Consider the following 25,480-nt stretch of genomic DNA (forward strand, 5'->3'; position numbering starts at 1 on the left):
CCACAGCGAGATATGGGCAGTTACAGCCGCATATGCGAGCTTTTCGGCGGAAGGTAAGGATATGACGCATACCGACGACACCCTGTCCGAGGGGATGTCCGCGCTGGTCACGGGTGGTTCCCGGGGTCTCGGCCTGCTGACGGCCGCGGAGCTGGCGGGTCGCGGATGCGAGGTGACGATCCTCGCGAGGGATTCCGCGGAATTGGCCCGGGCGATGGGATGGATACAGCGCCGGACGGGCCGTACCGTCCGCGCGGTGGTGTGCGACGTACGTGACCAGGGCGCGGTGTCGGCGGCGGTCGACGAGGCCGCGGCGGCAGGCGGCGGGCTGGACGTGGTGATCGCCAACGCGGGTGTCATCCAGGTCGCCCCGGCCGAGGCGGCGGGCAGCGGGGCCTTCCGTGACGCCATGGCGACGATCTTCGAGGGCACCCTGTACACCTGTCTGGCCGCACTGCCCCATCTGCGCCGCAGCCCGGCGGGCGGCCGCCTCGGCCTCATCGGCTCCGTCGGCGCACTCGTCTCACCGCCGCACCTTGTCCCCTACTCCTGCGCGAAGGCCGCCGTGCGCGCGCTGGGCGAGGGGCTCCAGGCGGAGACGGCCGGAAGCGCGGTGAGCGTGACGACCGTCCATCCGGGCCTGATGCGCACCGGCTCGCACCTCCAGGCGGAGTTCGGCGGGCGGGCGGAGGAGGAGTACGCCTGGTTCTCCACGCTGGCGGGCACGCCGGTGCTGTCCATGGACGCGGAGCGCGCGGCGCAGAAGGTGGTCCAGGCGGTGGAGCGCCGCCGCACCCGCGTGGTCCTCACTCCGGCGGCCCGTCTGGCCTCGGTGGCCCACGGCGTGGCCCCCACGGCGACGACCCGCGCCACCGGCCTCGCCGCCCGTACCCTGCCCCGGTCCCCCACGGACGCCAACCCCCACCCCCTGCGTCAGGGCCACTCCCTCCACATCCCCCGCACCCCCACCTGGCGCCGAGCCCTCAACAAGGCCGGCCGAGCCCTGAACGACCGAGCGGCCCGCCGGTACAACCAGAGGACACCGGGACCGCCTACGAGCGCGTGAGGGGCTTGCGCCAGACGAGTGAGTACCGGCGCAGCACATGCCGCCGATAACGCACACCGGGCAACAGCCGCCGGGCAGCGGCCCGCACCTCCCCGTAGCTCATCGTTCCAGTACGGGTCCGGGGCGGGTCGGGGCATGGGGGCAGGGTAGAGGGGTCAGATCGGCTGGGGTTCGAAGTCCCAGTACGGGCGGGAGTGGGAGCGCATGTAGCGGGTCTGGTCGTGGTTGGCGCCGTGGCTGGCGGAGAGGGTGTTGAGGGCCAGGCGTTCCAGGGTCGCCGCTTCCTCCATGCGTCCCAGGGCGCGCAGGTCGAGGGCGAGGGCGGCGCGGAGGTTGGCGGAGAGGACGTGGCCGGCGCCCATGGCGGGGATCGCCCGGCGCAGGGCGTCGCGGCCCACGCGTTCGGCCTCTTCCAGGTCGCCCACGGCGGCGAGGGCGGCCGTGCAGTTCATCGCGCAGCCCAGGGACCAGACGTGGTCCCGGCCGATCGCGGCCTCCATCTGCCGGGTCGACTCCTCCGCGAGCCTCAGCCCCTCGTCCACCTCGCCGTCGTCCAGCAGCGTCAGCGCGCAGTTGTTGCGGGCCCCGATCGCGTACGGGTGGAGCTCGCCCAGCCGCTGGGTGTACGACTCGGCGGCGCTCTCGGCCAGCCCGCGGGACTTGGGGCGGTCACCCAGGACGCGCAGCAGCATCGCGTAGTCGAGGGAGACCATGAGCACGTCGGGGTGGTCGGCGCCGCTGACCTCCTTGAGGCGCCTGCGGGCGTCTCGCATCATCTCGCGGGCCTCCTCGAACTCGGCGTCCCGCCGCAGGCAGAGGGCGAGGTTGTGCTCGGCGAGAAGGGTCTGCCGGTGGGCCTCGTCGAGGGTCCGGCGCATCAGGTGCACGTTGTACGACTGGAGGCTGCGCGCCTCCCGCAGGCGCCCGAGCAGGCGGAGCATACGGGCGGTGTAGTAGCCGGACTGGAGGGTGCGGCGGGCCCGCGCGCCCAGGAGGCCGACCCGGCGTTCGTACACCTCGCGGTGGAGCTTGCCGGACTGCTCGTAGTGGCCCTGGAGGCCGAGCGCGAGGGCGAGGTTGGTGCGGAACTGGAGGGTCTGCGGGACATAGCGGTCGCCGAGCCAGTCGGTGGCGTTCTGCGCCGCCTCCTCGTACAGGTCCCGCGCCGCGTCGTAGCGGCCGCGCGCCATCAGGGTGGCGCCGAGGCCGTCCTTGGCGCGCAGCAGTTCCAGGCCGCTGTCGACGCCCGCCTCGGCGAGGATGCCGAGGATGCTGCGGTCGACCCGCTCCGCCTCCTCGTACCGGCCGAGGCCGCGCAGCATCCGGGCCTGCTGGTGGGCGGCGGCCAGCACACCCCGGTCGGTGGGCTCGGAGGTGCGCCGCCAGCGGTCCAGCACCCGCCGGGTCAGCGTGTACCCGTCCTGGTACTCGCCGCGCACCCGCAGGTAGTCGAGGCAGTTCAGCAGCAGTCGGCGGACGTCGCCGTCGTCGGAGTCGAGGGCGCCGGAGGGTTCGAGGTGCGGGAGGATCTCGGCGTAGCGGTGCCAGTTGCGCGGTGACCCCGGTTCGCCCGGGTCGGAGGCGACCAGGACGCGGGCGGCGGTGGCGGAGTAGCCGCGCTCGGACTCGGGGGTCAGGGAGTCACGGATGAAGCGGTGGAAGCTGCGGTGCATGCGCAGCGACACGACGCTGGCGGTGGTCTCCTGCCCGGCCTCGGTGGCGAACTCCACGCGCATGGAGGCGATCTCGGAGATGGTCAGCAGCGCGGAGTCCCAGCTCCCGGGTTCGGTGACGGGCCCGGCGAGATGGGTGGGCAGGTCGCTGGGGCGGGCCGAGCGCAGCAGCCGGACGGGGAGCATGTCGGGCGAGAAGAACGTGAGCAGGAGCAGCAGTTCGTACACCGAGGGGGAGCGCGCGGCCAGGGAGTCGAGCGTCCGGGCCCACACCTGCCGGTGCGCGGCGGGGACTTCGGGCGCCGCACCGGTGTCGGGCCGCAGGGCGCGCAGATAGCGGGTGATGTCGGCGCCGGGGTGGGCGTCGATCCAGGCCGCGCTCTGGTCGATGACGAGCGGCAGGTCGCCCAGGGCTTCGGCGAGTTCACCGGCCTGGGCCTCGGTCATGCGGGGCGCGCGGCGGCAGGCGAAGGCGATGCTCTCGGTGCGCTCGAAGGGCGGCAGGGCGTACGGCTTGGCTCCGTACCTGGACCACTCGGTGCTCTGTGAGGTGAGCAGGACCTGCCCGCGCCCCTCGGGCAGCAGGGGCGCGATGCCGTCGAGGTCCTCGGCACCGTCGAAGATGATCAGCCAGCGCCCCTTCTCGTCGCGTCCGAGCGCCCCCTGCACCGCCTCGATCTGCCCGGTGAGCTGGTCGCCCTCGCTCAGCCCGACCTCCCTGGCGAGCGCCGCGAACCCTTCGCGGGCGGCCGCCTTGGTGGCGGCGGGCACCCACCAGATGAGGTCGTACTCGCTGCCGAACCGGCTCACGTACTCGACGGCGGCCTGGCTCTTGCCGACGCCGGGCGGCCCGTGCAGCAGCACCCGGCTGCCGTGCTCGCCGCCGGAGTCGAGCACGTCGTGCACCTCGTTCAGCAGGTCCTCGCGGCCGGTGAACCGGGGGCTCTTGCGCGGGGCGTTGGACACGTCCGGCGGGTCCTCGGGGTAGCGCGGGCCCTCGTCCCGGCGGGAGTAGGGGGCGCCGGGCAGCAGCCCCACCTCGGCCAGCACCCGGCGTCTGGCCTCCTCCGGGCCGACCCCGCGCAGGGTGACGGCGCCCAGGCTCACCGCCTCGTCGGGCAGGGCGCGGGTCGTCACGGTGACCGCTCCCACCCGGTCGTGCAGGCGGGGCATCACCTCGCGCAGCACCCGTGCCCACTCCTGGTTGCGTCCGGTGTCGAAGCGCAGGTACCAGTCGTCCAGCACGAGCAGGACGCGTCCGGGGCGGCCGAAGAACGCCTCCAGCGACCCCATGTCGGGCAGTCGGCTCAGCGGGGACCACCGGATGCTGTGGACCGCGCAGCCCTCCTGGGCGAGCACCCAGGAGATCCACTGCGCCCAGCCGTTGCTCACCCCGGCGTAGACGAGCGACACGGGGAGCGGGTAGGTCAAGCGCCCTACGGTCATGGGCTGGCTCCTGCACGGGAGTGAGGGTGTGAGAAGGCGGTTCGTGCCGATCGGGCCACGAATCCCCCGCCGCGTCGCATACTTGCCGGTCCGGACACTTCCGGCAACGCCCGGGGACCACCGGATGGTTCCCGGCGTCCGGCTCGGGCCACCGTCACAGCGGCTGCGGCTCGAAGTCCCAGTACGGGCGCAGCCGGCGCTGGGCGTCACGGGTGTGCGGATGCTCCGTGCCCAGGGTGTCGGTCAGCGTCCGTACCGCGTACCGCTCGTGTCCGGCTGCCTCGGCCGATTCGCCGAGTCCGCGCAGGTCGTCGGCGAGGGCGGTGCGCGCGGAGAGGGACAGCGGGTGGGTGGCCCCGAGCAGGCGGGCCGCGCCGCGGGCGGTCTCCCGGCTCAGCTCGTGGGCGCCCCGCACGTCGTAGGCGAGGCTGCGGGCGCCGCTCAGGTTCAGGGCGCAGCCCAGCGTCCAGGGGTGGTCGCGCCCGACCGCGCCCGCCATGCCCTGGTGCGCCGCCTCGGCCAGGGCCAGCGCCCGCTGGTGGGCGCCGGTGTGCCCGACGGCCAGGCCGAGGTTGCCGAGCGCGCCGATGGTGTACGGGTGCTGGGGGCCGAGGAGTTCGCCGTAGAGCCCGGCGACGGACTCGGTCACGCGCAACGCCGTCTGGAGGTCGCCGTGTTCGCGCAGGAAGGCGGCGTGGTCGGACTGGATCACCAGGGTGTCGGGGTGGCGCGGGCCGAGGACCTGGGCGGCGCGGTGGGCGGCTCCGGACAGCCGTTCCGCCGCCTCGGCGTAGTCCCCGGCCCGGCGGCGGGAGACGCCCAGTTGGTGGTCGGCCAGGATGGACTGCGGGTGCCGTTCGTCGGAGAGCTGCCGCAGCATGCGCACGATCTGCTCCAGCCGCGACACGGACTCGGGGTAGTCGCCCAGCATCCGGATCAGGCGGGCGTAGACGGCGCCGGAGTGCAGGGTGAGGTGATGGCGCGAGCGCAGCCGCCGCTGCCGGATCTGGAGCACGTCCCGGAGGATGGCGCGCGCCTCGGGATAGCGGCCGAGGAGCAGCAAGGCGAGGCCCTGGTTGTGGCGGGCGGCCAGGGTCTGCGGGGCCTCGGTGCCGAACTGGTCCGCGAAGCGTGCCGCCGCCTCACCGAACAGTTCGCGGGCCTGGGCGTACCGGCCGAGTGCCAGCAGGGTGCTGCCCAACGCGTCCTTGGCGCGCAGCAGTTCGGGGTGGTCCTCGGGCCGGTCGGCCTCCAGCCGGGCGACCACCGCGAGGCCCAGCCGTTCGGCGCGCGGATAGTGGCCCGCCATCCGCAGGATGCCGGCCAGCTTGTGCTGGAGGGAGAGCAGCGCGCCGTGGGCGGGATCGAGGTCGCGCCGCCAATGCGCGTGCACCTCCTCGCAGAGCTTGAGTGCGGTGCGGTACTCGCCGCGCACCCGGAGGTACTCGACGCAGTTCAGCACCAGGTCCTGGACGGCGGCGCGGGTGGAGTCGAAGGCGCCCGCGAAGCCGAGGTGCGGGACGAGCAGGGCGTACCGCTCCCAGTCGCGGGTGTCGGCGGGGCGCCGGGGGTCGGCGCCGACGAGGACCTGGCAGGCGGTGTCGGCGTACCTCCGGCGTTGTGCGGGGGTGAGGTTCTCGCGCAGGAAGCGCTGGTAGAGGCGGTGCATCCGGACCTGTTCCACGGCCGGGTTCTCGGCCAGGTCCTGCTCGTAGTCCAGTCGTACGGCCGTGAACTCGGAGAGCCCGCGCAGGGCCAGGTGCCAGGAGCGGGGGTCGCGGACCAGTTCGTCCAGGGCGGGCGGCAGGTCGCCGTGGCGTACCTCGGTGAGCAGGCGGACCGGGATCTCGTCGGGGGCGAAGAAGGCCAGCAGGTTGAGGAGTTCGGCGGCTTCCGGGTTGCGCTCGCGCAAGGTCGCGAGGGTGGTGGACCAGGCGGTGCGGAAGGCGTCGGGGTAGTCGTGGGCGGGGGCCTCTCCGGCGTCGTCCGCTTCGCCGGGCTCCTCCCTCAGCAGCCGCAGGTACTCGGCGGCGGGCACGTCGTTGGCGGCGAGCCAGGCGGCGCTCTGGGCGAGGAGCAGCGGCAGGTCGAGCACGGTCGCGGCCAGCTCGTCGGCCTCGCCGGGGCCGAGCCGGGGGGCGCGGCGGCGTACGTAGGCGACGCTCTCGGCACGGGTGAAGGCGTGGACGCCGCTCACCCGGGTGCCGGGGACGTCGGACCAGTCGCGGGTGGTTGCGGTGAGCAGGACGTGGGCGGGGCCGTCCGGGAGGAGGTCGGTGAGCTGGGCGGGGTCCTCGGCGCCGTCGAAGACCAGCAGCCAGCGGCCGGGCCGGGCGGCGTGGGCGGCCTCGTGCACGGCCCTGATCCGCTCGCCGATCCGCTCTCCCACGGACAGGCCGAGGCGGGGCGCGAGGGCGGCCAGCCGCTCGCGGGCCTTGGCGCGGTGGCTGGCGTCGATCCACCAGACCACGTCGTAGTCGCTGCCGAAGCGGTGGGTGTACTCGACGGCGATCTGGGTCTTGCCGGTGCCGCTGACGCCGTGCAGCACGATCCGGGCGGCGCCGTCCTCGGGGGTGTGCCCGGTGAGCGCGGCGCGGATGCGCTCCAGTTCGGCGTCGCGGCCGGTGAAGCGGCGGTTGCGGCGGGGGGTGTCGAAGACCTCGGGCGGTTCGTTGGGGAAGCGTGGCGCGGCCAGGGGTGCGGGCCGGGCCGGGCGGGCGGGGTCGATGGAGAGCCGGCGCAGCAGCCTGCGGGCCGCCTCCTGCTCGTCCAGGTCGTGCAGGTCGGCGGGGTCCAGCAGGCGTACGGCCTCGGGGACGGGCTGGGTGGCCACGGTGACGGCGGCGAACCGGTCGCCCTGCCGGTCGAGGGTGTCGCGCAGGACGCGGTTCCAGTCGTCCTCGGGGATGGGGCCGAGTCCGAAGTACCAGTTGTCCAGGACGAGGAGTACCCGGCCGGGGGCGCGGGCGAGGGCGCCGAGTTCGTCCTCGAAGGGCACGTCGACGCGCGGGTCCCAGCGTTCCAGGGCGACCTGGTGGCCGCGCGCCCCGAGCTGGTGGGCGATCCAGGCGGCCCAGGGCCGGTTGAACCCGGCGTAGCTGATCGTGATGTGCCGGTCGTCGGCGTCTCTCCGGCTGTCCATGGGCGTCGTCACCTCCGCGGCCGCGCTGCACGGGGTGCGGCGCCTTCCTTACGGGTCAGATGGGCTGGGGTTCGAAGTCCCAGTGGGGTCGTCTGAGTACCTCCGCCGAGCGGGTGTGGGGGTGCTGGGGGCCGAGGGTCTCGCGGAGCCGGGTCACCGTGTCGTGCCGCAGTTCCTCGGCCTCCTCGGACCGGCCGAGGGTGCGCAGGTCGCAGGCGCGGGCGGTGGCCGCGGCAAGGGTGAGGGGGTGGGCGGTGCCGAGTTTCCGGGCGGCGGCCGCGTGCAGTTCGGTGTCGTGGGCGAGGCTGATCGGCGCCTGTTCGTTCTGGGCGAGCCGGGCGGCGAGGTTGAGCCGGCAGCCCAGGGTCCACGGGTGGTCGTCGCCGACGGCGCGGGTCATCAGTTGCCAGGCGTTGTGCGCGGAGACCTCGGACTCGCCGCGTTCGTCGCCGTCGGCCCACTGGGCGAGGGAGAGGTTGGCGAGGGAGCCGGCGGTGTACGGGTGGTCGGGGCCGAGCAGGCGCAGATAGCGGTCGTACAGGGTGTCGGCCAGGTCGTGGGCGGCGCGCGGGCTGCTCATGCGGAGCAGGGTGGCCTGGTCGGAGGCCATCATCAGGGTGTCGGGGTGGAGTTCGCCCTGCACCTGGTGCGAGCGGGTGAGGACGCTGGTGAACAGGGCGGTGGCCTCGTCGAGCCGGCCGTCGCGGCGCAGGCACTGGGCGAGGTTGTGCTCGGCGCGCAGGGTCTGCGGGTGGAGCGGGCCGAGGACGCGGCTGTGCAGCCGGGCGTTGTTCTCCTGTGCGGTCAGGGCCCGGCGGTAGCGGCCGAGCAGCCGGGTCATCCAGGCCAGGCACAGTCCGGAGTAGAGGGTCTCGTAGTGGTCGGCTCCCAGGTCGCGGGCCCGCAGCTCGAACAACTCGCCGTGGATGTGCAGGGATTCGTCGTATCTGCCGAGCAGGCCGAGGGTGAGGGCCATGTTGCTGCGGGCCCGCAGCGCACGCGGTTCCTCGGGGCCCGAGCGGCCGGAGTGGCCGCGCCAGACCTCCTCGAACAGCTCGCGGGAGCGCTGGAACTGGCCGAGGGCCATCAGGGTGCCGCCCAACCCGTCCTTGGTGCGCAGCAGTTCGGGATCGTCGGGGGCGCGGCTGCCGGACAGCTCGGCCACCGCGGCCCGGCCCACCGCCTCGGCGTCGCGGTAACGGCCCACCCGGCGCAGCAGGTTGGCGTGCTGGTGGACCAGGACCAGCATGTCGGCGTCGGCGTCCTGGTACCGGGGCCGCCAGCGGGCCACCGCCTGCTGGCACAGGCGCAGCCCGCTGTCGTACTCGCCGCGCAGCCTGAGGGTGTCGACGCAGTCCAGGACCAGTTTGCGCACGCCCGGCTCGTCGCTGTCGAAGGTGCCGGCGAAGTCGAGGTGCGGGATGAGCGTGGTGTAGGCGTGCCAGCCGCGCCGGTCGGCCGGGCGGCCGGGGTTGGCGGCGGCCAGGACGGCGTTGGCGGCGCGCGAGAGTTCCGCCCAGCGGCCGCGGGTGAGGCCGCCGCGTACGTAACGGTGGTACATCCGGTGCATCTGCGCCGACTCCACGTCGTACTCCAGGGACGGGTCCTGGCTGTAGGTCAGGTGGATGGCGGTGAGGTCGGCGAGGCTGGCCAGGGCGTTCCGCCAGCGGGTGGAGTCGGCGAGGACGCGGGCGAGGCGGCCGGAGAACACGGAGGCGGGGGCGGTCTCGATGAGGCGCACCGGGATGGCGTCCGGGGAGAACAGCACCATCAGCTCGATGAGTTCGGCCGCCTCGGGGTCGCGCTCGCGCAGGGAGTTCAGCGTCAGGCCCCAGGAGCGTACGAAGCCCACGGGGTAGTCGTCCTCGGTGCGCACCGCCAGTTCCTCCGGGGACTGGCCCTCCAGGTCCTCCAGGTAGGCGTCCACCGGCACGGTGGGGTCGGCGATCAGCCAGGCGGTGGTCTGGGCCAGCACCAGCGGAAGGTCCTGGGCGGTCTCGGCCAGGCGCGCGGCCTGCTCGTCGGTGGACCTCGGGACCCGGCGGCGGATGAAGGCGGTGCTCTCGTTCCGGGTGAAGGGGCGCACCGTGTACTCCTGGAACCCCAGCAAGGCCGCCCAGTCCCGGCTGGTGCTGGTGATCAGCACATCGCCGGGGCCCTCGGGGAGCAGGTCGCGTATCTCGCCCATGTCGTCGGCACCGTCGAAGATCAGCAGCCAGCGGCGGCGGGGCCCGCCGCGGGTGCGTAACTCGGCGTGCACGGCGCGGATGCGCTCGCCCACGTCACGGGCGACGGCCAGGTCCAGATGGACGGCGAGCGCGGCGAGTTCCTCGCGGGCGGTGCCGCGCTGGCCCGCGGTGATCCACCAGACCACGTCGTAGCCGTCGCCGTAACGGTGGGCGTACTCGGTGGCCAGGTGGCTCTTGCCGACGCCCGAGATGCCGTGCAGGACGACCCGGGCGCCGGTCTGGCCGAGCAGCTCGGACAGCTCCTCCAAATCGTCCTTGCGGCCGGTGAAGTAGCCGTTGCGCCGGGGGGCCTCGCGGGCCTGCTGCGGGTCGTTGGGGAAGCGCGGGCCGTCGGGGTGCGGGGGTTCCGCGCCGGACTCGACGCCCAGCCGCCGCAGGATCCTGCCCCGCGCCTCGGCCTCGTCGAGCCCGGCCACGTCGACCGGGCGCAGGATGTCCATGGCCTCGGGCAGCGGCTCGTACGTCAGGGCGATGGCGGCGAAGCGCTCGCGGTGCGGCCGGACGATCAGCCGGAACGCCTCGGTCCAGGCGGACTCGTCGCGCAGGTCGGGCCGGAGGGCGCGTTCGTTGATGAGCAGCAGGACGCGGCCGGGTGCGGCGAGCAGGGCGCTCAGGGACTCGGTGGGCGTGCGGGTGGCGGTGTCCCAGTGCAGCAGGGTGGTGGTGCAGCCCGCGCGGTCCAACTGGTGGGCGGTCCACAGCGCCCAGGGCCGGCTCTCGCCCGCGTAGCAGATGCTGATGTGCCCGGCGCCGGTGCGCTGGGGGGCCTGCTCCTCGGGGGCGGTCTCGGGTACCGGGTCGGGCGAGCGGACGAGCGGGGTGGGCAGCGTGTACGTCGCTCCGTCGGCGGTGTGCAGCAGTCCCCCGGCGGGGCCCACCCACTCCTCGACGGCCGTGTCCCGGCCGATGAGGATGGTCCGGGTGGAGCTGGCGGTGACGAGTTCCACGACGCGCGGGTCGGTGTCGGGGACGGTGACGGCGAACTGGCCGGGGTCGAGGGGGGAGTCGCTCAGCATCAGCCGGGGGCCGTCCCAGCCGAGGTGCAGCCGGGTCTTCGGCAGCCCCTCGGCGATGACCGCCACATCGGCGAGGGCCAGCCGCAGCGGCTGCGGTGGTTCCGGCGGGTCGAGGGCGAGCCGTACGGCGGACAGGGTGAGCAACTGCCATGCCGTGGTGGAGCGCTGGACACGCTCGGGCAGGGTCTCCCACACCTCGGTGAACCAGCGCGCGATGGCCTCGCGCTCCTCCTCGACCAGCGCACGCAGCGCGGGCCGCAGCGCCTCCTCGATGCGTACGTCGGCGTCGGGCCGGCCGCTGACGGCCTGCCAGGTGGCGGTCTCCTGGGCGACCATCGCCGGGGAGGCACCGGCGCGCAACCCCTGGAAGGTGGGCCAGAGCCGGTGGATGGGGTCGGCCTCCCCCGCGCGGGCGAGGCGGTCGGTGAGTTCGGCGCGCAGCTCCTTGAGCAGGGCCGGGTTCAGCTCGACGTATCCGAAGCCCCGGTGGGTGACGAGGTCCCCGAACCACAGGTCGACCTCGGCGGCGACGTCCAGTCCGGGCGCCACGCGCAGCCGCACGGCCCGCATCAGCTCCGGCTCGATGCGGGCGGCGATGCTGAGCAGCACCGCGAGGGTCCGGCCCGGCCGCTGCTCCGCGCTCAATGCCGGGCCCCCAGCGCCTTGCCGACGGTGGTGCCCCGGTCCCAGGCGACCAGGGGCAGCAGGGTGCGGGCCCAGCGGGGCCAGTACCGCTCGGGCAGGGGCACCAGGGCGACGGGATCGCAGCCGCGCCGGCGGATGGCGCCGATGGTGGACCGCCACTCCTGCTCGGTGGCCCGCCAGGGGTTCAGAGCGGGGCCGCCCGCGCCGAGGTCGGAGAGGATCAGCACGCGGGCGCCGGGCCGGGGCGGCCGGTAGGGGCGCCGCCAGGTGGCCCGCGCGCGCTCGCCCGCGCCCCGCGTGGGTACGTCGGCGAAGCGGAGCACCTGCGTCCCGGCGACTCCGGCGAGCGCGCGGACATGCCCGATCACGTCCTCCACGTCACGGGCGAACGGCTCCATGGCGCGGGAGGTGTCGGCGAGGATCTGCACCCCGTAGCGGAGGGTGGCCAGCGGCAGCCGGGGGATGGCGGTGAGCGGTCGGGCGTGGGCGAGTTCCTCGGTGGCCCGGTCGACGTCGAGTTCGCCCTCGGGGGTGATCCGGGACAGCACCATGGTGAGCAGGGCGGCAGTGGAGTGGGGGGCGAGCAGCGGCAGGTGCGGGGGTCTGGGGGCGGCTTCACCCCGGCCGCGCGGGCGGGGCAGCGAGGGGGTGCCCCAGCGGTGGTGCGGGCGGTGGATCTCGTCGCCGGGGACGAGGACGGTGACGGTGCCGTGCTCGGCGGGCTCGTCGCGGCGGCCGAAGACGGAGGGGTCGGGGTCCTCCGCCGGGGGGCGGCCGGGGTCCTCGTGGCGGGCCGGTGCCTGCCATCCGGGCTCCTCGGATGCGAGATCCTCCTCGCCGGGATCCGGTGGTCCGGCCGGTGTGCCGCCCATGCCGAGGAGGGCCGCGATGCGCGCGTAGTCCTCCGGGGAGCGGGTGCCGAGGGCCCGTGCGGCCCGCGCCACGTCACCGAGCCAGACCTCGCCGGTCATGCCGGGTCGCCCGTCATCTGCTGCGGTTTGATCAGTACGTTGCGGGTCAGCAGCCGCCACTCCTCGTCGCCGGGGCGGATGTCCAGCGAGCGGCAGGCGCGCAGGGCGTCCAGGTACTCGGCGGTGCTGGGACGGCGTACGTCCTGCTTGCCGGCCTGGTCGCGGACCTCCATCAGCTTCTCGGCGACGGCCTCGGCGAGTTCCACGTCGGTCTCGGTCACCTCGCCGGGTCCTTCGGCCATGTGCTCCGTGGCGATCCTCACCAGCATGGCCTGGTCGTGCTCGGGCAGCACATGGACCACGCAACGGCGCAACAGGGCCTGGGGCAGCTCGCGTTCCTCGTTGGTGGTGAGCACCACCAGGTGCCGGGCGCGGGCGGGGCCCTGGGCGGCGGACGGGAGCACGGGCTGCTCGGTCTCGATCTCACGGCCGATCTCGGCGACCTGGAAGCGGTGCGAACCGAGCGGTACCAGAAGGCTGTTGGGCACATCCGGGTCGGCCTTGTCGATCTCGTCGATGAGCACGACCGCGTGGTCCAGGCTGCGGTCGGAGTTGACCTTCTCGAAGGGGTCCGGGCACGGGTCGGTGATCTCCGCGTCGTCGGACCTGCCGCGCCTGCGGGCGGACTCGGGGGCGAGCGCCCACCACAGCACGCCCGGCTGGACGTAGGCGGCGTCGTCGGGGGTCTCGCCGCGGCGGGCGGCGACCTGGGCGTCACCGAGCCTGCGGACGCTGTCGAAGCTCCACAGCAGTTCGCGCGGCTGGGTGCGGTAGGTGACCACGTGTTCGTAGTACCGCCAGCCCAACTCGCGGGCGATGAAGGGCGCGAGGGAGGACTTGCCGGAGCCGGGCATACCGCGCAGCAGCAGGGGGCGGCCGGTGGCGAGGGCGACCCGGACCGCGAAGTCCAGTTCCGGGGCCATCACGTAGACGCGTCCGTCGCCCCGGTCGGGGGTGTCGAGCCATTCGGAGCCGCCCGCGTCGTCGGGCCGTTCGCGTGTGCCGGTCTGTTCCTGGGTCACTACGCCCTCCTGTCGCTGGGACGTACGCACTCCTGCACCCGCCGCTCGACGGCCTTGACCAGAGTCTCATGTCCGACCTCGAACGGCGGGTCGAGAACCAGCACTTCGTCGGGGTTTCCCGGCCAGCCCTCCCGCACGTCGACGCCCCTGCCGGGGATGACCAGGACGTTGAGCCAGGGGATCTGGTCGTGCAGCCGGGCGAGCACCCGGTGGACCACCGCCAGGTCGCAGCGCTTGGCGTCCAGCAGCAGGAAGAGACGGCCGAAGCCGCGCGGCTCCTCGGCCCGGCCGAGTTCGTCCTCGGGGTCCAGGCCGATGGCGTACTTCACGGCCTTCTCGCACTGGTCGAGGAGGTAGTCCTCGGGGTCGTCGTCCCCGGGCGGGCGTCCGGCGGCCTCGGCGATGTAATAGCTGCGGGTGTCGACGCAGAACGCCCTGGCAAGGTAGTGCTCGCCGATCAGCGGGGTGTCCACGTTGAGGATGACGACGCGGCGGACCTCGCCGTCGGTGTCGCGGACGATGCGCCGGGCGTCGTCGCGGTCGACCCACACGGGCAGGATCATCTTGGCCAGGTCGTCCACCCGTTCGCGTTCCAGGCCGCCCATGCGGGCGACGAGGATCGCGTGGAGCAGACGGACCACCTCGTGGGTGTCGAGCATCTGCGAGGCCAGCAGCAGCGGGGCGAAGCCGGGGATCAGGGCCGCGTGTTCCTCGGCGGGGATCTCCAGTTCGCGGGCGATGCGGGCGAAGACGGACTGGTCCTTGATCTCGCGGAGCAGGATGCCGATGTTCTCCAGCCAGACGCCGACCAGGTCGTCCCCCGCCTGCCGCAGCCGGGGAAAGCGCCCGACGAGCCGGGCGACCTCCTCGACGGTGTCCGGGCCCATCCGCTCCACGTCGTCGGTGGCCAGATAGCGCAGGTCGGACTTCCGCAGCTCCCCCGCGCCGACGCCGTCCACCAGCACGGTGACCAGCACCATGCCGGGGAAGAGGGTCTTGCGCCAGTGCAGGATGTTGGTCTCGCGCCGCACCCAGGAGGACGCCAGGGCCGCCTTGTTGACGAGCACCAGGGCCGCGTCGCACTCGCCGAGGAACCGGGCGAGCTTCAGCTCCCAGGGGCGGCCCGGCTCCTTGATGCGTTTGTCGAGCAGGACGTCGTGCTCCCGGTCGTCCAGGCCCGCGGCGAGGGCGTCCAGCAGTCGGCCGGTCCGTTCATCCGCGCTGGTGCTGTGACTGATGAACACCCTGACCACCCTCGCCCCGCCTTCAGTCCGCGATCCACTTGGCCATCCAGCCCTCGTTCTGCACAGAGACGACGTGCTCGGCCCGCTCGGCCAGCCGGTCGGCGTCCGCCTCGGTGGCCGGGTCGCACCCCCGCCACCAGTGCAGCAGCCGCTCCAGCTCACCGGCGGTCCGGCTGAACTCCACCTGCTGGGCGACGTAGCGCGCCGACGCCCCGTGGGAGACCACGGTGGCCGAGACGGCGGCGACGACGGGGATCCAGGCGGCCGCCTCCTCCACCGCGAAGGCCCCGGCGACCGCGCCGAGGACCACCGAGACCGCCGCGAGCGCCTGCCCCCAGCGCTCGACCAGCCGGGCCCGCCGGCCCATCTCGACGGCCTTGGGCCGGTAGTAGCGCTCCAGTTGGGGCAGCAGCCGCGCCTCGACATAGCCGGTGACGTCCCGGACGGGCGGCAGCGGGCGTTCGACCGGCCGGAGGCCGGTGGTGGCCGGTTCCAGGTCGGCGGCCTCGGCGAGCACGGCGTCGGCGCGCTCGCGCAGCACGCGGTCGCGGTCGTCCGCCGGCCGGTACTGGGCGAGACGGGCGAGACGGACGTACACCTGACTCTTGAGTTCCTCGGACACCGAGCGCATCCGGGTCCAGTCCCTGACCCGGTCGGGCGCGGCCCCCAGGGCGGCGAGCGGGGCCGCGCCAGCGGCCAGCAGGGCCAGGAAGGCGCACACCCGGCCGGTCACCGGGCTGTGCGGCATCACCTGCGAGGCGGCGGCACCGAGGGCGGCCGCGGTGACGACGGCGCCCAGGGTCACCGCGCGTGCCCGGCCGATCGCCGCCTTGTGCCGATTGGCCGCCTGCGACCATATGCTCTGGGCCCGCCAGACGTCCTCGGCCGTGCCCACTCCCCCGTACATGCTCACGCAAGGATTCTGACGCGGCTTCAACTGCCGTGCAATGAGAATGCGTTCAATCGGTCAGGAGTGGTCCGGATCGCAGAACCGGTTCGATTCTTCGTGCGATATGCCTGATGAGCAGAGCGAGATCTGTGCAATAAATCGACCTGTTGCGGAATCCGGTGCCCTTCTCATAGCGGTGGGCGTAGTGACCGCCTCCGCACACCCGGACGACCGGGCAGGTCAGACAGTCGCGGGAGAGGGCGAGGGCGCCCAACTGCCGTGCCACGATGCCGGGGTGTTCCAGGACGTCGTCGAAGCTGTTGCGGAAGACGTCCATACCGGTCGACGGCGCTTTGGCATATGCCGCTTTCAGGGAATCGACCTGTTCGATGGCACCGTCCGTCTCCACCAGGACGGCCGCGACGGGTGAGAGGCCCACGGCTTCGGCACGGCTGGGGAATCCGAGGAGCAGGCCGATGATTTCGGTGAAGATCCGAATGCGGGTGCGCCGGTGGCCCTCGTCGAACCAGCGGTCGAAGACACGGGCCAGCCATTCCCCGTAGGGCGCGCCGTCGACGGTGGCCGGGCCCTTGCCGGGCGGCGGCGCGGCCCAGTTGGCGTGCGGCAGGAGCAGGTCGAGGGCGGGGGGACGGAACTCCATCAGGGAGTCGTAGACGTCCTCGGGGTCGAGGTCGAGGTCGATGGTGCACAGGATGCCCGCGTACGCCTCGGGGCTGCGGGCGAGGTGGGCGAGGCCACGGGTGGCCGCGTCCCAGGCGGGGCGACCGGCGTGGTCGACGCGGCGCTTGTTGTGCTCGGGGCGCCCGCCGTCGAGGCTGACGCCGACCCGGACGCCGGCCGCCGCCAACTGCCGCACGGCATCGGCGGTGAGCAGGGTGCCGTTGGTCTGGACGCTGACCCGCACCGCGCAGTCCGCTCCCGCGGCCGCTCGTACGGCGGTGCGCACCGCGTCGACCTGGGCGAGCGCCGTACGGGGGCCGCCGAGAAGGGGCTCACCGCCGTGCAGCTCGACCCGGATCTCACGCAGGCCGTGGGCGCGTACGTGCTCGCCGATCCGGGCGGCGCTGCGCTCCAGCACGGGCTGGGCGACCCGGGCGGGTCTGCCGCGCCAGGTGTCGTCGGCGGCGTTGTAGACGTAGCAGTAGTGGCAGAGGAGGTTGCAGCGGCTGTTCAGTTTCAGGACGAACTGGTGGAACGGGACCGGTCCGGTTCCGGCCGCGCGCAGGGCGGGCACGTCCAGCAGCCGGTGCGGCCATGGGGCCGTCGCGTGCGCGTCCGCCGTGTCCGCCGCTCCCCCGTCCGGACCCTGGTTCACCTCAGGGACTGTCCTCGTAGTAGGCGATCGGCCGTCCCACGGTGTGCTTCTCCCGCTCCAGCAGTTCGCGCAGCACTTCGGTCAGCACCGGATGGCCGGGGTCGCGTGGCGGACGGTGCGGGGCGCCGCCCGGCGCGGGGCCGAGCCGGAAGGCGCGGCCGGGGCCGCCGGCCACGAAGTGGTCGTCCAGCCGGGGATTCGACACTGTGCTCCCTCCGCGTTCGGCCACTGCGGGCGTGGCTGTGCCCGGTCGCGTCGCGCGCGACGGGCAACGGGGCCAATCGTAGAGGCAGCCGGGTGCCCGCGAGTCGCCAACGGCCCTTCCGCCCCAGGCGGGTCGGACGGATGAGCGAACGGAGCGCGGGCGTCCGGCGCCCGCGCCGGCGCGTGCCCGTGGGGTCACGCGCGGGCGCGGGCCGGGCGCCGGGGCTACGCCCCTTCGCGCAGCGTCGTCTCCAGCGCCGCCAGTCCCTCGGCGTAGATGCCGTGGAACAGGGCGACGGCCTCCTCCTCGGTGGCGCCGGCCGGGGTGAAGGTGCCGGACCACTCGACGCGGGCGGTACCGGCGTCGGGGAGGTCGCGCACGGTCAGGGTGGAGAGGTAACCGGTGACCGGGAAGGGCGCCTTCAGGATGGCGTAGGTGTAGCTGCGGGCCTCCTCGTCGAAGGCGATCAGGCGCTCGACGATGACCTCGCCCTCGGCGTTGGTGAGGGTGCGGACTCGGCCGCCCTCGCCGAGGGTGCTGCCGGGGATGTAGGGGAGCCAGTCGGGCAGCGAGCCGAAGCCGCCGATGAGCTGCCAGACGTGCTCCGCGGTGTGGGGGACGTCGATGTACGTGCTCGTGCTTGCCATGGTGTCTTCCTCGGGGGTCGGGTCAGGCGGTGGGGACGGGAGCGGCGGCGGAGATCAGGTCCTCCGCGCGCAGGTCCGCCCAGAAGGCGGCCGGGACGTTCTCGTGCAGGGCGGCCACGTCCTCGGCGATGCGGCTGGGGCGCGTCGCGCCGGGGACGACGGCGGCGGTGGCGGGGTGGGCCAGGGCGAACTGGAGTGCCGCCGCCTTGACGGAGACGCCGTGGCGCTCGGCCAGGGCCTTGATCCGGTCGACCTTGTCGAGGATCGCCTGCGGGGCCTCCTGGTACTCGAAGTGCTGTCCGCCGGCCAGTACGCCGGAGCTGTAGGGGCCGCCGACGACCATGTCGACGCCCTGCTCGGCGGCGGCCGGGAGCAGCCGCTGGAGGGCGCGGTCGTGGTCGAGCAGGGTGTAGCGGCCGGCGAGGAGGAACGCGTCGGGGCGGGGCTCGTCCAGGTCGAGGGTCAGCTCGATGGGCTCGACCTTGTTGACGCCGAGGCCCCAGGCCTTGATGACACCCTCGTCACGCAGCTTCTGCAGGACGCGGAAGGCGCCGGTGCGGGCGGTCTCGTAGCGGGCGAGCCACTGGTCGCCGTGGAAGTCCTGGGCGATGTCGTGGACCCAGACGATGTCCAGCCGGTCGGTGCCCAGTCGCTTCAGGCTGTCCTCGATGGAGCGCAGGGTGGCGTCGGCGGTGTAGTCGTCGGTCATCCGGTTGGGACGGCCGTGCTCGAAGAGGCCGCCCTTCTCGCCCAGCTCGCGGGCGGCCGGGTCCTCGATGTCGTCGTGGATGACGCGGCCGACCTTGGTGCTCAGCACGTAGTCGTCGCGCGGGCGGCCGGCGAGCGCCTCGCCGAGACGGATCTCCGACAGGCCGGCGCCGTAGAAGGGGGCGGTGTCGAAGTAGCGGATGCCCTGGTCCCAGGCGGCGGCGACGGTCGCGGCGGCCTCTTCCTCGGGGATGGCGCGGAACATGTTGCCGAGCGGGGCGGTGCCGAAGCCCAGGGGACCGGGGAGGAGCGACTTGATACCCATGTGAGCGTGATCCTTGTCTTTCGAGGCTTTTGCTGGCTTTCCCAGCTTTTGGCGGGGTCCGCCGTTCTTGCTCTCTCGAGGTTAGGATCGAACGTTGAGACTGTCCAAGACTTGCTTGGACATACTTGAGTCCCTGGAGGTCTTAGATGCTGGATCTGCGCCAGCTCCGCTATTTCGTGGTCGTCGCGGAGGAGGAACACGTGGGCCGCGCCGCCGAACGCCTGCTCATCTCGCAGTCGCCGCTCAGCCGCCAGATCGCCCAGTTGGAGAAGAACCTCGGGCTGACCCTGTTCGAGCGCAGCCAGCAGCGTATCCGGCTCACCGCGGACGGGCGCGTGTTCCTCTCCGAGGCCAAGGCGCTGCTGCGGCACGCCGACCGGCTGGAGAACCTGGGCCGCAGGCTCGGGCGGGGCGAGGAGGGCGGGCTGTGCATCGGGTACACGGTCGACGCCATGCACACCGGGGTGCTGCCGCGCGCGCTGCGGGAACTGCACGACGAACGGCCGGGCATCCACGTGGCCCTCTACAACTTCACCGCCGCCGAGCAACTGGAGGGTCTGCGCCAGCGGAGCCTCGACATCGCCCTGGTCCCGGAACCGCCCGCCGAGGACGACCCGGATCTGCGGGCCGCGCTGCTGATGGACGACCCCCTGCTGCTCGCGGTGCCGACCGGGCATCCGCTCGCCGGTTCGGCCGAGGTCGACCCGGCCGCCCTGGAGGGGCAGCCGTGGATCGCGGTGGAGAACAGCCGACGCCCGGCCTGGCGGGACGAGTTCATCGCGGCGTGCGCGGCCGCCGGGTTCACCCCGGACATCCGGCTGGAGGCGTCCGAGCCGCTGACCGCGCTCGGGCTCGTCGCCTCCGGGCTCGGGGTGGCGCTGATCCAGCGGAGCATGCTGCGCGGTCCGGTGGCCGGGGTGACGGTGCGCGAACTGCCCTGGCTGGACATGTCCGTCCGGCTGTGGGCGGCCTGGCACGAGATCGATCTGCGGCCCGTGGTGGCATCGTTCCGCGCCACCGTGCTCGGCACCCGCGACCCGGCCGCCGACAGGACGGACTGACCCGGCTCAGTACCGCAGCAGCGCCGCCACGCCCCCGGCCTCGGCGAGCGTGCCGTCGGGTACGAACAGGATCTGGGAGTCGGCGTCGATGGCCCGGTCGACCAACTGCTCGATGATGTCGGTGGCCACCCCCATGGTGTGGGGCGGCGGTTCGACGTCCGGCTTGGGGTCGGGCAGCGTCACCGGCTCGGGCACCTCGACCAGCTCCAGCACCCGGCCGTCCTCGGTGATCCGGCCGGCGAGGTCGAGCCCCTCCTCCACGATGAGCCGCGCCACCCGCTTGTCCGCGACGGCCGTCCAGACCTCCAGCGGGCCGCCCGCGTACTTGCCCAGCCCGCGCGCCTCGCCGAGTTCGTCTACGGCCTCCGCGACCTGCTTCTCCCGGAACTCGGCGAGCAGCGGCTCCAGCCGCTTCATCAGGTCCTTGGCCCGGTCCTTGTCCATCCCGGTCAGCGGCAGGGTGCCCGCGATCATGTTGCCGTGCGTGGTGACGGCCTTGAACGCCGAGAGGATCTTGTCACCGCCGATGACGAACAGCGGCAGATCACCCTCGTGCTCGTCGACCGCGTCACCCAGGCGCTTGTCGACCATGCGCAGATACTGCTCGACCCGCGCCTTGTGACCCTCGTACGGCGCGGAGTGCGGGATCGCGCCGGGCAGCGCGTCCTCCGGCGACGGGATCTCCGGCGCGCACGGGAAGCCGTGGTGCTCCACCTCGTCCAGGCGCTTCACCGAGCCGTGGTAGAGGCGGCACATCTCCTGGTCGAGGACGAGCACGAGGAACGGCCGGGACCGCTGCTCGGCGGCCTCCAGATACCGCGTCAGGAACTGGTCGGCGAACTCCACGCGCGGACGCACGGGCGCGAGGGAGGTCATCTGCCAGACCTGGACCGGCTCGTCGGCGGCCACGTAGACCACCATGGCGTCGTCGGGGTGGAAGGGGTCGGCCACCTGCTCGATCACCGAGGTGTCCAGCATGTGGTCCCGCAGTTCCAGCCGGGTCTCCCGCGTGACGTCCGGGTCCTCCGCCAGCCGGCGCCTGGCCTCGGTGACGAGGTCACGCAGCAGGATGCGGTCCTTCTCGCTGAAGGGGAAGTCCGGATCGGTCGGCATCACCAGAGTGATGGCGGGGTACGGCCTCTGCTCGCTCAGAGCGGCACGGATCTCAGGAGTCAGCTCAGAGGTATGCACCAAGTCAGCGTCGCATCGCACCCCCGCCCCCGCACCTCGAAACGGGGCCCGGCCCGGTCGCCCGGATGGCGGAGCGGACATACCATGAACCGTGACGAAACGGGCGCCGTCGTACGCCGGTGACCGGATCTCCCAGGACACATCTCCCTGGACACGCAGACCTGATGCGAGCAAGGAGTCGAGTCATGCGTAAGAACTCTCCGGTGAAGGGACATCACGGCCTGGGCGCGCGGGGGCAGGGCAAGCAGCTCTACTACCACACGCAGATCCCCGAGGCAGCCGCCCGCCAGGCGAAGGACCAGCCGCACAATCAGCGTCAGCAGCAGGAGCGCAAGCAGCCCAACGGCCGCTGGACCTGACGCTCACCCCTGGCGCGAGCCGGGGCGGAACTTGGGGACCCGTACGGTGATCTTCGTGCCGGCGCCCACGCCGGTCTCGATGACCAGACCGTACGGGTCCCCGTACACCTGGCGCAGCCTGCGGTCGACGTTGCTCAGCCCGATGCCGGTGTCCGGTCCGGCGGAGCCGCGCAGCAGGGCGCGCAGCCGGTCCGGTTCCATGCCGACGCCGTTGTCCTCGATGACGACGCGGGCCTCGGTGCCCTCGTCCTCCGCGATGATCGTGATGCGGCCGCGCTCCGCGGACTCCTCCAGACCGTGTTTGAGCGCGTTCTCCACGAGCGGTTGCAGGCACAGGAACGGCAGGGTCACGGGCAGCACCTCGGGCGCGATGCGCAGGGTGACCGCGAGGCGGCGCCCGAAGCGGGCCCGGGCGAGTTCGAGGTACTGCTCGATGGAGCGCAACTCCTCGGCCAGCGTGGTGAAGTCGCCGCCCCGACGGAACGAGTAGCGGGTGAAGTCCGCGAATTCCAGCAGGAGTTCACGCGCCCGCTCCGGGTCGGTGCGCACGAACGAGGCGATGCTCGCTAGCGAGTTGTAGATGAAGTGGGGGGAGATCTGGGCGCGCAGGGCGCGGATCTCGGCCTCGATCACGCTGGAGCGGGCCCGGTCCAGGTCGACCAGTTCGAGCTGGACGGAGACCCAGCGGGCGACCTCCTCGGCGGCCCGGAGCAGCACGCCGGACCCTCCGTCGCCGAAGACGGCGAGCACCCCGGTGACCCTCCCGTCCACGGTGAGCGGGGCGAGCACCCCTTGCCGTACGGGGCAGTCGGCGTGCCCGCAGGCCAGTTCGACGCTCTGGGTGCGGCCGCCGCGCACCACGGCGGGCAGCCGTTCGGCGATCTGGGCGCGGTGATGGTCGCCCGCGCCGTCCCAGGCGAGGACGGAACTCTCGTCGGTGAGGGCGAGCGCGCCGGTGCCGAGCAGCGGCCGCAGCCGCCGCGCCGCCTTGCGGGCGGTGTCCGGGTTGAGGCCCGCGCGCAGCGGCGGCGCGGCGAGCGAGGCGGTGTGCAGGGTGTGGAACGTGGCCTGTTCGACGGGGGTGCCGGGTCCCGCCGGGTTCTCCTGCTGCCGGCGGACGGCGACATGGCCGAGCCCGGCACCGAGCACGAACAGCGCGAGCCCGGCGACGGCCAGCAGCAGCACCCCGAGCACGCTCAACTCTCGCTCCTTCTCCGACCAGGTCTTCTCACGGGCCGCTCAGGTCCGTTCACGGCCGCCGCTCCGGAAGGTGCAGCCGGGCCATGGTGGCCGCGGTTCCCGGTGGGACGCGGCGACGGGTGGCGAGCGAGACCAGCACCATCGCGGCGAAGCCGACCGGCACCGACCAGACGGCGGGCCAGGCCAGCAGGGTGTGCGTCCAGCCGGACCGGGCGCCGCCCGCGATGGTCGCGGTGACGGCGGTGAACGCCGAGCCGCCGCCGAGGAGCAGCCCCGCGATCGCGCCGGGCGGGGTCAGCCCGCGCCACCAGATGCCGAGCACGAGCAGCGGGCAGAAGGAGGACGCGGACACGGCGAACGCCAGCCCGACCGCGTCCGCCACCGGCAGCCCGCCGACCACCGTCCCGGCGGCGGTCGGCACGGCGATGGCCGGTATGACGGCGAGGCGGAAGTGCCGCAGGCCCAGCGCCGGGAGCACGTCCTGCGCGAGCACCCCGGCGACGGACATGGTGAGTCCGGACGCGGTGGAGAGGAAGGCCGCGCAGGCGCCGCCCGCGACCAGCGCGCCGAGCAGATCGCCGCCGACCCCGCCGATCAGGCGTTGCGGCAGGACGAGTACGGCGGCGTCGGTGTCGCCGGTGAGCAGCAGGTCGGGGGCGTACAGCCGGGCCAGGGAGCCGTACAGGGGCATCAGCAGGTAGAAGGCGCCGAGCAGGCCGAGCACGATCACGGTGGTGCGGCGGGCGGCGCGGCCGTCGGGGTTGGTGTAGAAGCGCACGACGACGTGGGGCAGGCCCATGGTGCCGAGGAAGGTGGCGAGGATCAGCCCGTAGGTGGCGTACAGCCCGTGTTCCCCGCGGCTCGGGGCGAGCGGCTCCGAGCGGTTCGACGCGGAACCCGTCGCCCGGTCGGGCAGCGGCACCGGGGCGCCGGAGGGGAAGCGGATCCCGGTGTGCGCGCCGATGCGGTGGCGGCCCTCGGTGAGGGTGAGGACGGCCTCGCGCAGCGGGTGTCCGTCGATGCTGCCGGTGGCGGTGACGGTCACGGATTCGCGCACGGTGACGGTGACCGGCCGGTCGACGCGGACCTCGGTGGCCCGGTGGAAGACGGGCCGTTCGTCCCAGGCGGGCAGCGGTGCGCGGTCGGAGTGCCAGGCGGCGAGCAGGAACACCACGGGCACCAGCAGGGCGGTGAGTTTCAGCCAGTACTGGAACGCCTGGACGAAGGTGATGCTGCGCATGCCCCCGGCGGCGACGGCGGCGGTCACCACGGCGGCGACGACCAGTCCGCCGAGCCAGCCGGGCGCGCCGGTGAGCAGCCTGAGGGTGAGCCCGGCCCCGCGCAACTGGGGCAGCAGATAGAGCCAGCCGACGCCGACCACGAGCACTCCGGCGATCCGGCGCACGGCCCGCGACTCCAGCCGGGCCTCGGCGAAGTCGGGCAGGGTGTAGGCGCCGGAGCGGCGCAGGGGAGCGGCGACGAAGGCCAGCAGGACGAGGAAGCCGGCGGTGTAGCCGATGGGGAACCAGAGCATGTCGACGCCCTGGGCGAGCAGGAGCCCGGCGATGCCGAGGAAGGAGGCGGCGGACAGGTACTCGCCGCTCACCGCGAAGGCGTTGAGGCGGGGGGCCACCGTGCGGGAGGCCACGTAGAAGTCGGAGGTGGTCCGGGAGACGCGCAGGCCGAGCGCGCCGACGAGCGCCGTGGCGAGCACGACGGCGGACACCCCGGCCATTCCGTAGGTCTGGTTCAACGCCCTGTCACGTCGCCCTCGTTGCGCTCGGCGCGGCGGACGTACCAGGCGCCGGTGGCGAGCAGGACGGGGTACGGCACGACGCCCAGCAGCAGCCACGCGGCGCCCTGGGCGGTGCCGCCGGACGGCAGGATCCGGAACAGCACGGGGAACAGTCCGAGGGGCAGGGCGAGCAGGGTGCACGCGACGAGGCCGGCCCTCATCTGACGACGCATCAGATTTCGCACCGTGACGTCGTCGTGCCCGGCGTGGTCGGGGCGCACGGTGCGGGCGGGGCGGGCGGTGCCGGGGGCTCCGGTGACCACTTCCCGGCGCGGCGCGGGCTCCGCACCCATGACGCACCCCCCGTGCCGCCGGTGATCACCTTGTTTGCGGCGAGTGTACGCAGCGCCTCAGTGGCGGGACAGGGTCCTTGCGGGGTTCGGCACAGGGTCGCCACAGCGCGCGGCCGGGCCCCGGCGGCTCACCGGACGCGGGCGGCGGTGCCGGTGGCGCGGCGGGCCAGCAGGTCGCGCAGTTCGCGGGCGTTGCGGCGGCTGACGGGGAGGACACGGTCGCCGACGCGGACGGTCAAGTTACCGCCGTCCAGGCGGAGTTCCTCGATCCGGTCGAGCGCGACGAGATGGCTGCGGTGGATGCGGACGAACCCCCCGGACCGCCACTGCTCCTCCAGGGTGGACAGCGGTACGCGCACCAGGTGGCTGCCGCGCCGGGTGTGCAGCCGGGCGTAGTCGCCGTGCGCCTCGGCGTAGGCGATGTCGGCGAGGGGCACGAACCGGGTCACCCCGCCCAGTTCCACCGGGACCTGGCCGCCGCCGTGCGGTCCGGCCGGGTGGGCGCGGGGGCCCTGCCCGGCGTGGGTCAGTTCGGCCACCCGGCGCACGGCCTCGGCGAACCGCTCCGCGCGCAGGGGCTTGAGGAGGTAGTCGACGGCCTTGAGGTCGAAGGCGCGGACGGCGAAGTCCTCGTGAGCGGTGACGAAGACGATGAGCGGCGGAGCGGCGAACCCGCCGAGCAGACGGGCCAGTTCGAGGCCGTTGAGACCCGGCATGCTGACGTCGAGGAAGACGACGTCGACCGCGTCCGCGCCGCCCTGGACCGCCCGGCTGAGGGTGCGCAGCGCCTCGGTGGCCTCCAGGGCGGGCAGCACGCTGCCGACCCTGGGGTCCCGGTCCAGCAGATACAGCAGTTCTTCGAGCGCGGGTTCCTCGTCGTCCACGGCGAGGACCCGCAACAGGCCCTCGCCGCCGTCGATCCGTGCCGCTGTCTCCGGCGGCCGTGTCCGGCCGGTCCCGCTCATCCCCGACGGCCCCTCTCTCCCCTGTTCCGTGT

At 73.4% G+C, this 25,480-nt stretch carries 19 protein-coding genes; 3 read left to right on the plus strand and 16 right to left on the minus strand.

Annotated features, from left to right (window positions below):
* The first annotated feature begins 61 nt into the window (after nt 1-61).
* Complete coding sequence (locus HEK131_RS18390) at nt 62-1,066, plus strand: SDR family NAD(P)-dependent oxidoreductase (protein WP_244336198.1); 1,005 nt, start codon at nt 62-64, stop codon at nt 1,064-1,066.
* Nucleotides 1,067-1,221: 155 nt separating this feature from the next.
* On the opposite strand, the gene fxsT (HEK131_RS18395) is transcribed toward HEK131_RS18390, so the two are convergent.
* From fxsT (HEK131_RS18395) to HEK131_RS18445, 11 genes are all read right to left on the minus strand, one after another.
* The gene (fxsT, locus tag HEK131_RS18395) at nt 1,222-4,185 is read right to left on the minus strand and encodes an FxSxx-COOH system tetratricopeptide repeat protein (RefSeq protein WP_244336199.1); all 2,964 of its coding nucleotides are present in this window, start codon (nt 4,183-4,185) and stop codon (nt 1,222-1,224) included.
* Between the two features lie 154 nt (nt 4,186-4,339).
* Nucleotides 4,340-7,327: an FxSxx-COOH system tetratricopeptide repeat protein gene (fxsT, locus tag HEK131_RS18400; RefSeq protein WP_244336200.1), complete on the minus strand. Its 2,988-nt coding sequence runs from the start codon at nt 7,325-7,327 to the stop codon at nt 4,340-4,342.
* Between the two features lie 55 nt (nt 7,328-7,382).
* Nucleotides 7,383-11,237: an FxSxx-COOH system tetratricopeptide repeat protein gene (gene fxsT, locus HEK131_RS18405; protein ID WP_244336201.1), complete on the minus strand. Its 3,855-nt coding sequence runs from the start codon at nt 11,235-11,237 to the stop codon at nt 7,383-7,385.
* Nucleotides 11,234-12,208, minus strand: coding sequence for a hypothetical protein (locus HEK131_RS18410; protein WP_244336202.1), 975 nt, complete (start codon nt 12,206-12,208; stop codon nt 11,234-11,236). Before HEK131_RS18410 ends, fxsT (HEK131_RS18405) begins: the two co-directional genes overlap by 4 nt.
* Complete coding sequence (locus HEK131_RS18415; protein WP_244336203.1) at nt 12,205-13,230, minus strand: AAA family ATPase; 1,026 nt, start codon at nt 13,228-13,230, stop codon at nt 12,205-12,207. The genes HEK131_RS18410 and HEK131_RS18415 overlap by 4 nt, the downstream gene beginning before the upstream one ends.
* Nucleotides 13,230-14,474, minus strand: a complete 1,245-nt coding sequence (locus HEK131_RS18420) for a toll/interleukin-1 receptor domain-containing protein (protein WP_217463655.1) — start codon at nt 14,472-14,474, stop codon at nt 13,230-13,232. The genes HEK131_RS18415 and HEK131_RS18420 overlap by 1 nt, the downstream gene beginning before the upstream one ends.
* Before the next feature lie 22 nt (nt 14,475-14,496).
* The gene (locus HEK131_RS18425) at nt 14,497-15,381 is read right to left on the minus strand and encodes a DUF4231 domain-containing protein (protein ID WP_244452061.1); all 885 of its coding nucleotides are present in this window, start codon (nt 15,379-15,381) and stop codon (nt 14,497-14,499) included.
* A 52-nt stretch (nt 15,382-15,433) separates the two neighbouring features.
* On the minus strand, nt 15,434-16,699 hold the full coding sequence (locus HEK131_RS18430; protein WP_217463656.1) for an FxsB family cyclophane-forming radical SAM/SPASM peptide maturase: 1,266 nt from the start codon (nt 16,697-16,699) through the stop codon (nt 15,434-15,436).
* 1 nt (nt 16,700) lies between these two features.
* Nucleotides 16,701-16,904, minus strand: a complete 204-nt coding sequence (locus HEK131_RS18435; RefSeq protein WP_217463657.1) for a hypothetical protein — start codon at nt 16,902-16,904, stop codon at nt 16,701-16,703.
* A gap of 224 nt (nt 16,905-17,128) precedes the next feature.
* Nucleotides 17,129-17,551, minus strand: a complete 423-nt coding sequence (locus HEK131_RS18440; protein WP_244336204.1) for an SRPBCC family protein — start codon at nt 17,549-17,551, stop codon at nt 17,129-17,131.
* A 22-nt stretch (nt 17,552-17,573) separates the two neighbouring features.
* On the minus strand, nt 17,574-18,584 hold the full coding sequence (locus HEK131_RS18445; RefSeq protein WP_244336205.1) for an aldo/keto reductase: 1,011 nt from the start codon (nt 18,582-18,584) through the stop codon (nt 17,574-17,576).
* A gap of 146 nt (nt 18,585-18,730) precedes the next feature.
* Here HEK131_RS18445 and HEK131_RS18450 point away from each other — a divergent pair, with 146 nt between their 5' ends.
* The gene (locus tag HEK131_RS18450) at nt 18,731-19,645 is read left to right on the plus strand and encodes a LysR substrate-binding domain-containing protein (protein WP_244336206.1); all 915 of its coding nucleotides are present in this window, start codon (nt 18,731-18,733) and stop codon (nt 19,643-19,645) included.
* A 6-nt stretch (nt 19,646-19,651) separates the two neighbouring features.
* On the opposite strand, the gene HEK131_RS18455 is transcribed toward HEK131_RS18450, so the two are convergent.
* Nucleotides 19,652-20,836, minus strand: a complete 1,185-nt coding sequence (locus tag HEK131_RS18455; RefSeq protein WP_217463661.1) for a hypothetical protein — start codon at nt 20,834-20,836, stop codon at nt 19,652-19,654.
* A 185-nt stretch (nt 20,837-21,021) separates the two neighbouring features.
* Between HEK131_RS18455 and HEK131_RS18460 the strand changes: the two genes are divergently transcribed.
* Nucleotides 21,022-21,195, plus strand: coding sequence for a hypothetical protein (locus HEK131_RS18460; RefSeq protein ID WP_217463662.1), 174 nt, complete (start codon nt 21,022-21,024; stop codon nt 21,193-21,195).
* Between the two features lie 3 nt (nt 21,196-21,198).
* Here the strand turns inward: HEK131_RS18460 and HEK131_RS18465 are convergent, their stop codons facing one another.
* The 4 genes from HEK131_RS18465 to HEK131_RS18480 all read right to left on the minus strand — a co-directional run bounded on the left by HEK131_RS18465 (nt 21,199) and on the right by HEK131_RS18480 (nt 25,385).
* On the minus strand, nt 21,199-22,395 hold the full coding sequence (locus tag HEK131_RS18465; protein WP_217463663.1) for a sensor histidine kinase: 1,197 nt from the start codon (nt 22,393-22,395) through the stop codon (nt 21,199-21,201).
* Nucleotides 22,396-22,444: 49 nt separating this feature from the next.
* Nucleotides 22,445-24,148, minus strand: a complete 1,704-nt coding sequence (locus HEK131_RS18470) for a cation acetate symporter (RefSeq protein ID WP_244336207.1) — start codon at nt 24,146-24,148, stop codon at nt 22,445-22,447.
* On the minus strand, nt 24,145-24,483 hold the full coding sequence (locus HEK131_RS18475; RefSeq protein WP_244336208.1) for a hypothetical protein: 339 nt from the start codon (nt 24,481-24,483) through the stop codon (nt 24,145-24,147). Before HEK131_RS18475 ends, HEK131_RS18470 begins: the two co-directional genes overlap by 4 nt.
* 128 nt (nt 24,484-24,611) lie before the next feature.
* Nucleotides 24,612-25,385 carry a LytR/AlgR family response regulator transcription factor gene (locus tag HEK131_RS18480; RefSeq protein ID WP_244452062.1) on the minus strand — a complete coding sequence of 258 codons (774 nt, stop codon included), beginning with the start codon at nt 25,383-25,385 and terminating at the stop codon, nt 24,612-24,614.
* Nucleotides 25,386-25,480: the final 95 nt, after the last annotated feature.

The sequence above is a fragment of the Streptomyces seoulensis genome (assembly GCF_022846655.1).
Lineage (GTDB): Bacteria > Actinomycetota > Actinomycetes > Streptomycetales > Streptomycetaceae > Streptomyces.

What these genes read in the sequence shown, in the direction of transcription:
- fxsT (WP_244336199.1), bottom strand. Translation starts at nt 4,185, where the DNA reads ATGACCGTAGGGCGCTTGACCTACCCGCTCCCCGTGTCGCTCGTCTAC.
- HEK131_RS18440 (WP_244336204.1), bottom strand. Translation starts at nt 17,551, where the DNA reads ATGGCAAGCACGAGCACGTACATCGACGTCCCCCACACCGCGGAGCAC.
- HEK131_RS18460 (WP_217463662.1), top strand. Translation starts at nt 21,022, where the DNA reads ATGCGTAAGAACTCTCCGGTGAAGGGACATCACGGCCTGGGCGCGCGG.
- HEK131_RS18475 (WP_244336208.1), bottom strand. Translation starts at nt 24,483, where the DNA reads ATGGGTGCGGAGCCCGCGCCGCGCCGGGAAGTGGTCACCGGAGCCCCC.
- HEK131_RS18390 (WP_244336198.1), top strand. Translation starts at nt 62, where the DNA reads ATGACGCATACCGACGACACCCTGTCCGAGGGGATGTCCGCGCTGGTC.
- fxsT (WP_244336200.1), bottom strand. Translation starts at nt 7,327, where the DNA reads ATGGACAGCCGGAGAGACGCCGACGACCGGCACATCACGATCAGCTAC.
- HEK131_RS18450 (WP_244336206.1), top strand. Translation starts at nt 18,731, where the DNA reads ATGCTGGATCTGCGCCAGCTCCGCTATTTCGTGGTCGTCGCGGAGGAG.
- HEK131_RS18425 (WP_244452061.1), bottom strand. Translation starts at nt 15,381, where the DNA reads ATGTACGGGGGAGTGGGCACGGCCGAGGACGTCTGGCGGGCCCAGAGC.
- HEK131_RS18445 (WP_244336205.1), bottom strand. Translation starts at nt 18,584, where the DNA reads ATGGGTATCAAGTCGCTCCTCCCCGGTCCCCTGGGCTTCGGCACCGCC.
- HEK131_RS18410 (WP_244336202.1), bottom strand. Translation starts at nt 12,208, where the DNA reads ATGACCGGCGAGGTCTGGCTCGGTGACGTGGCGCGGGCCGCACGGGCC.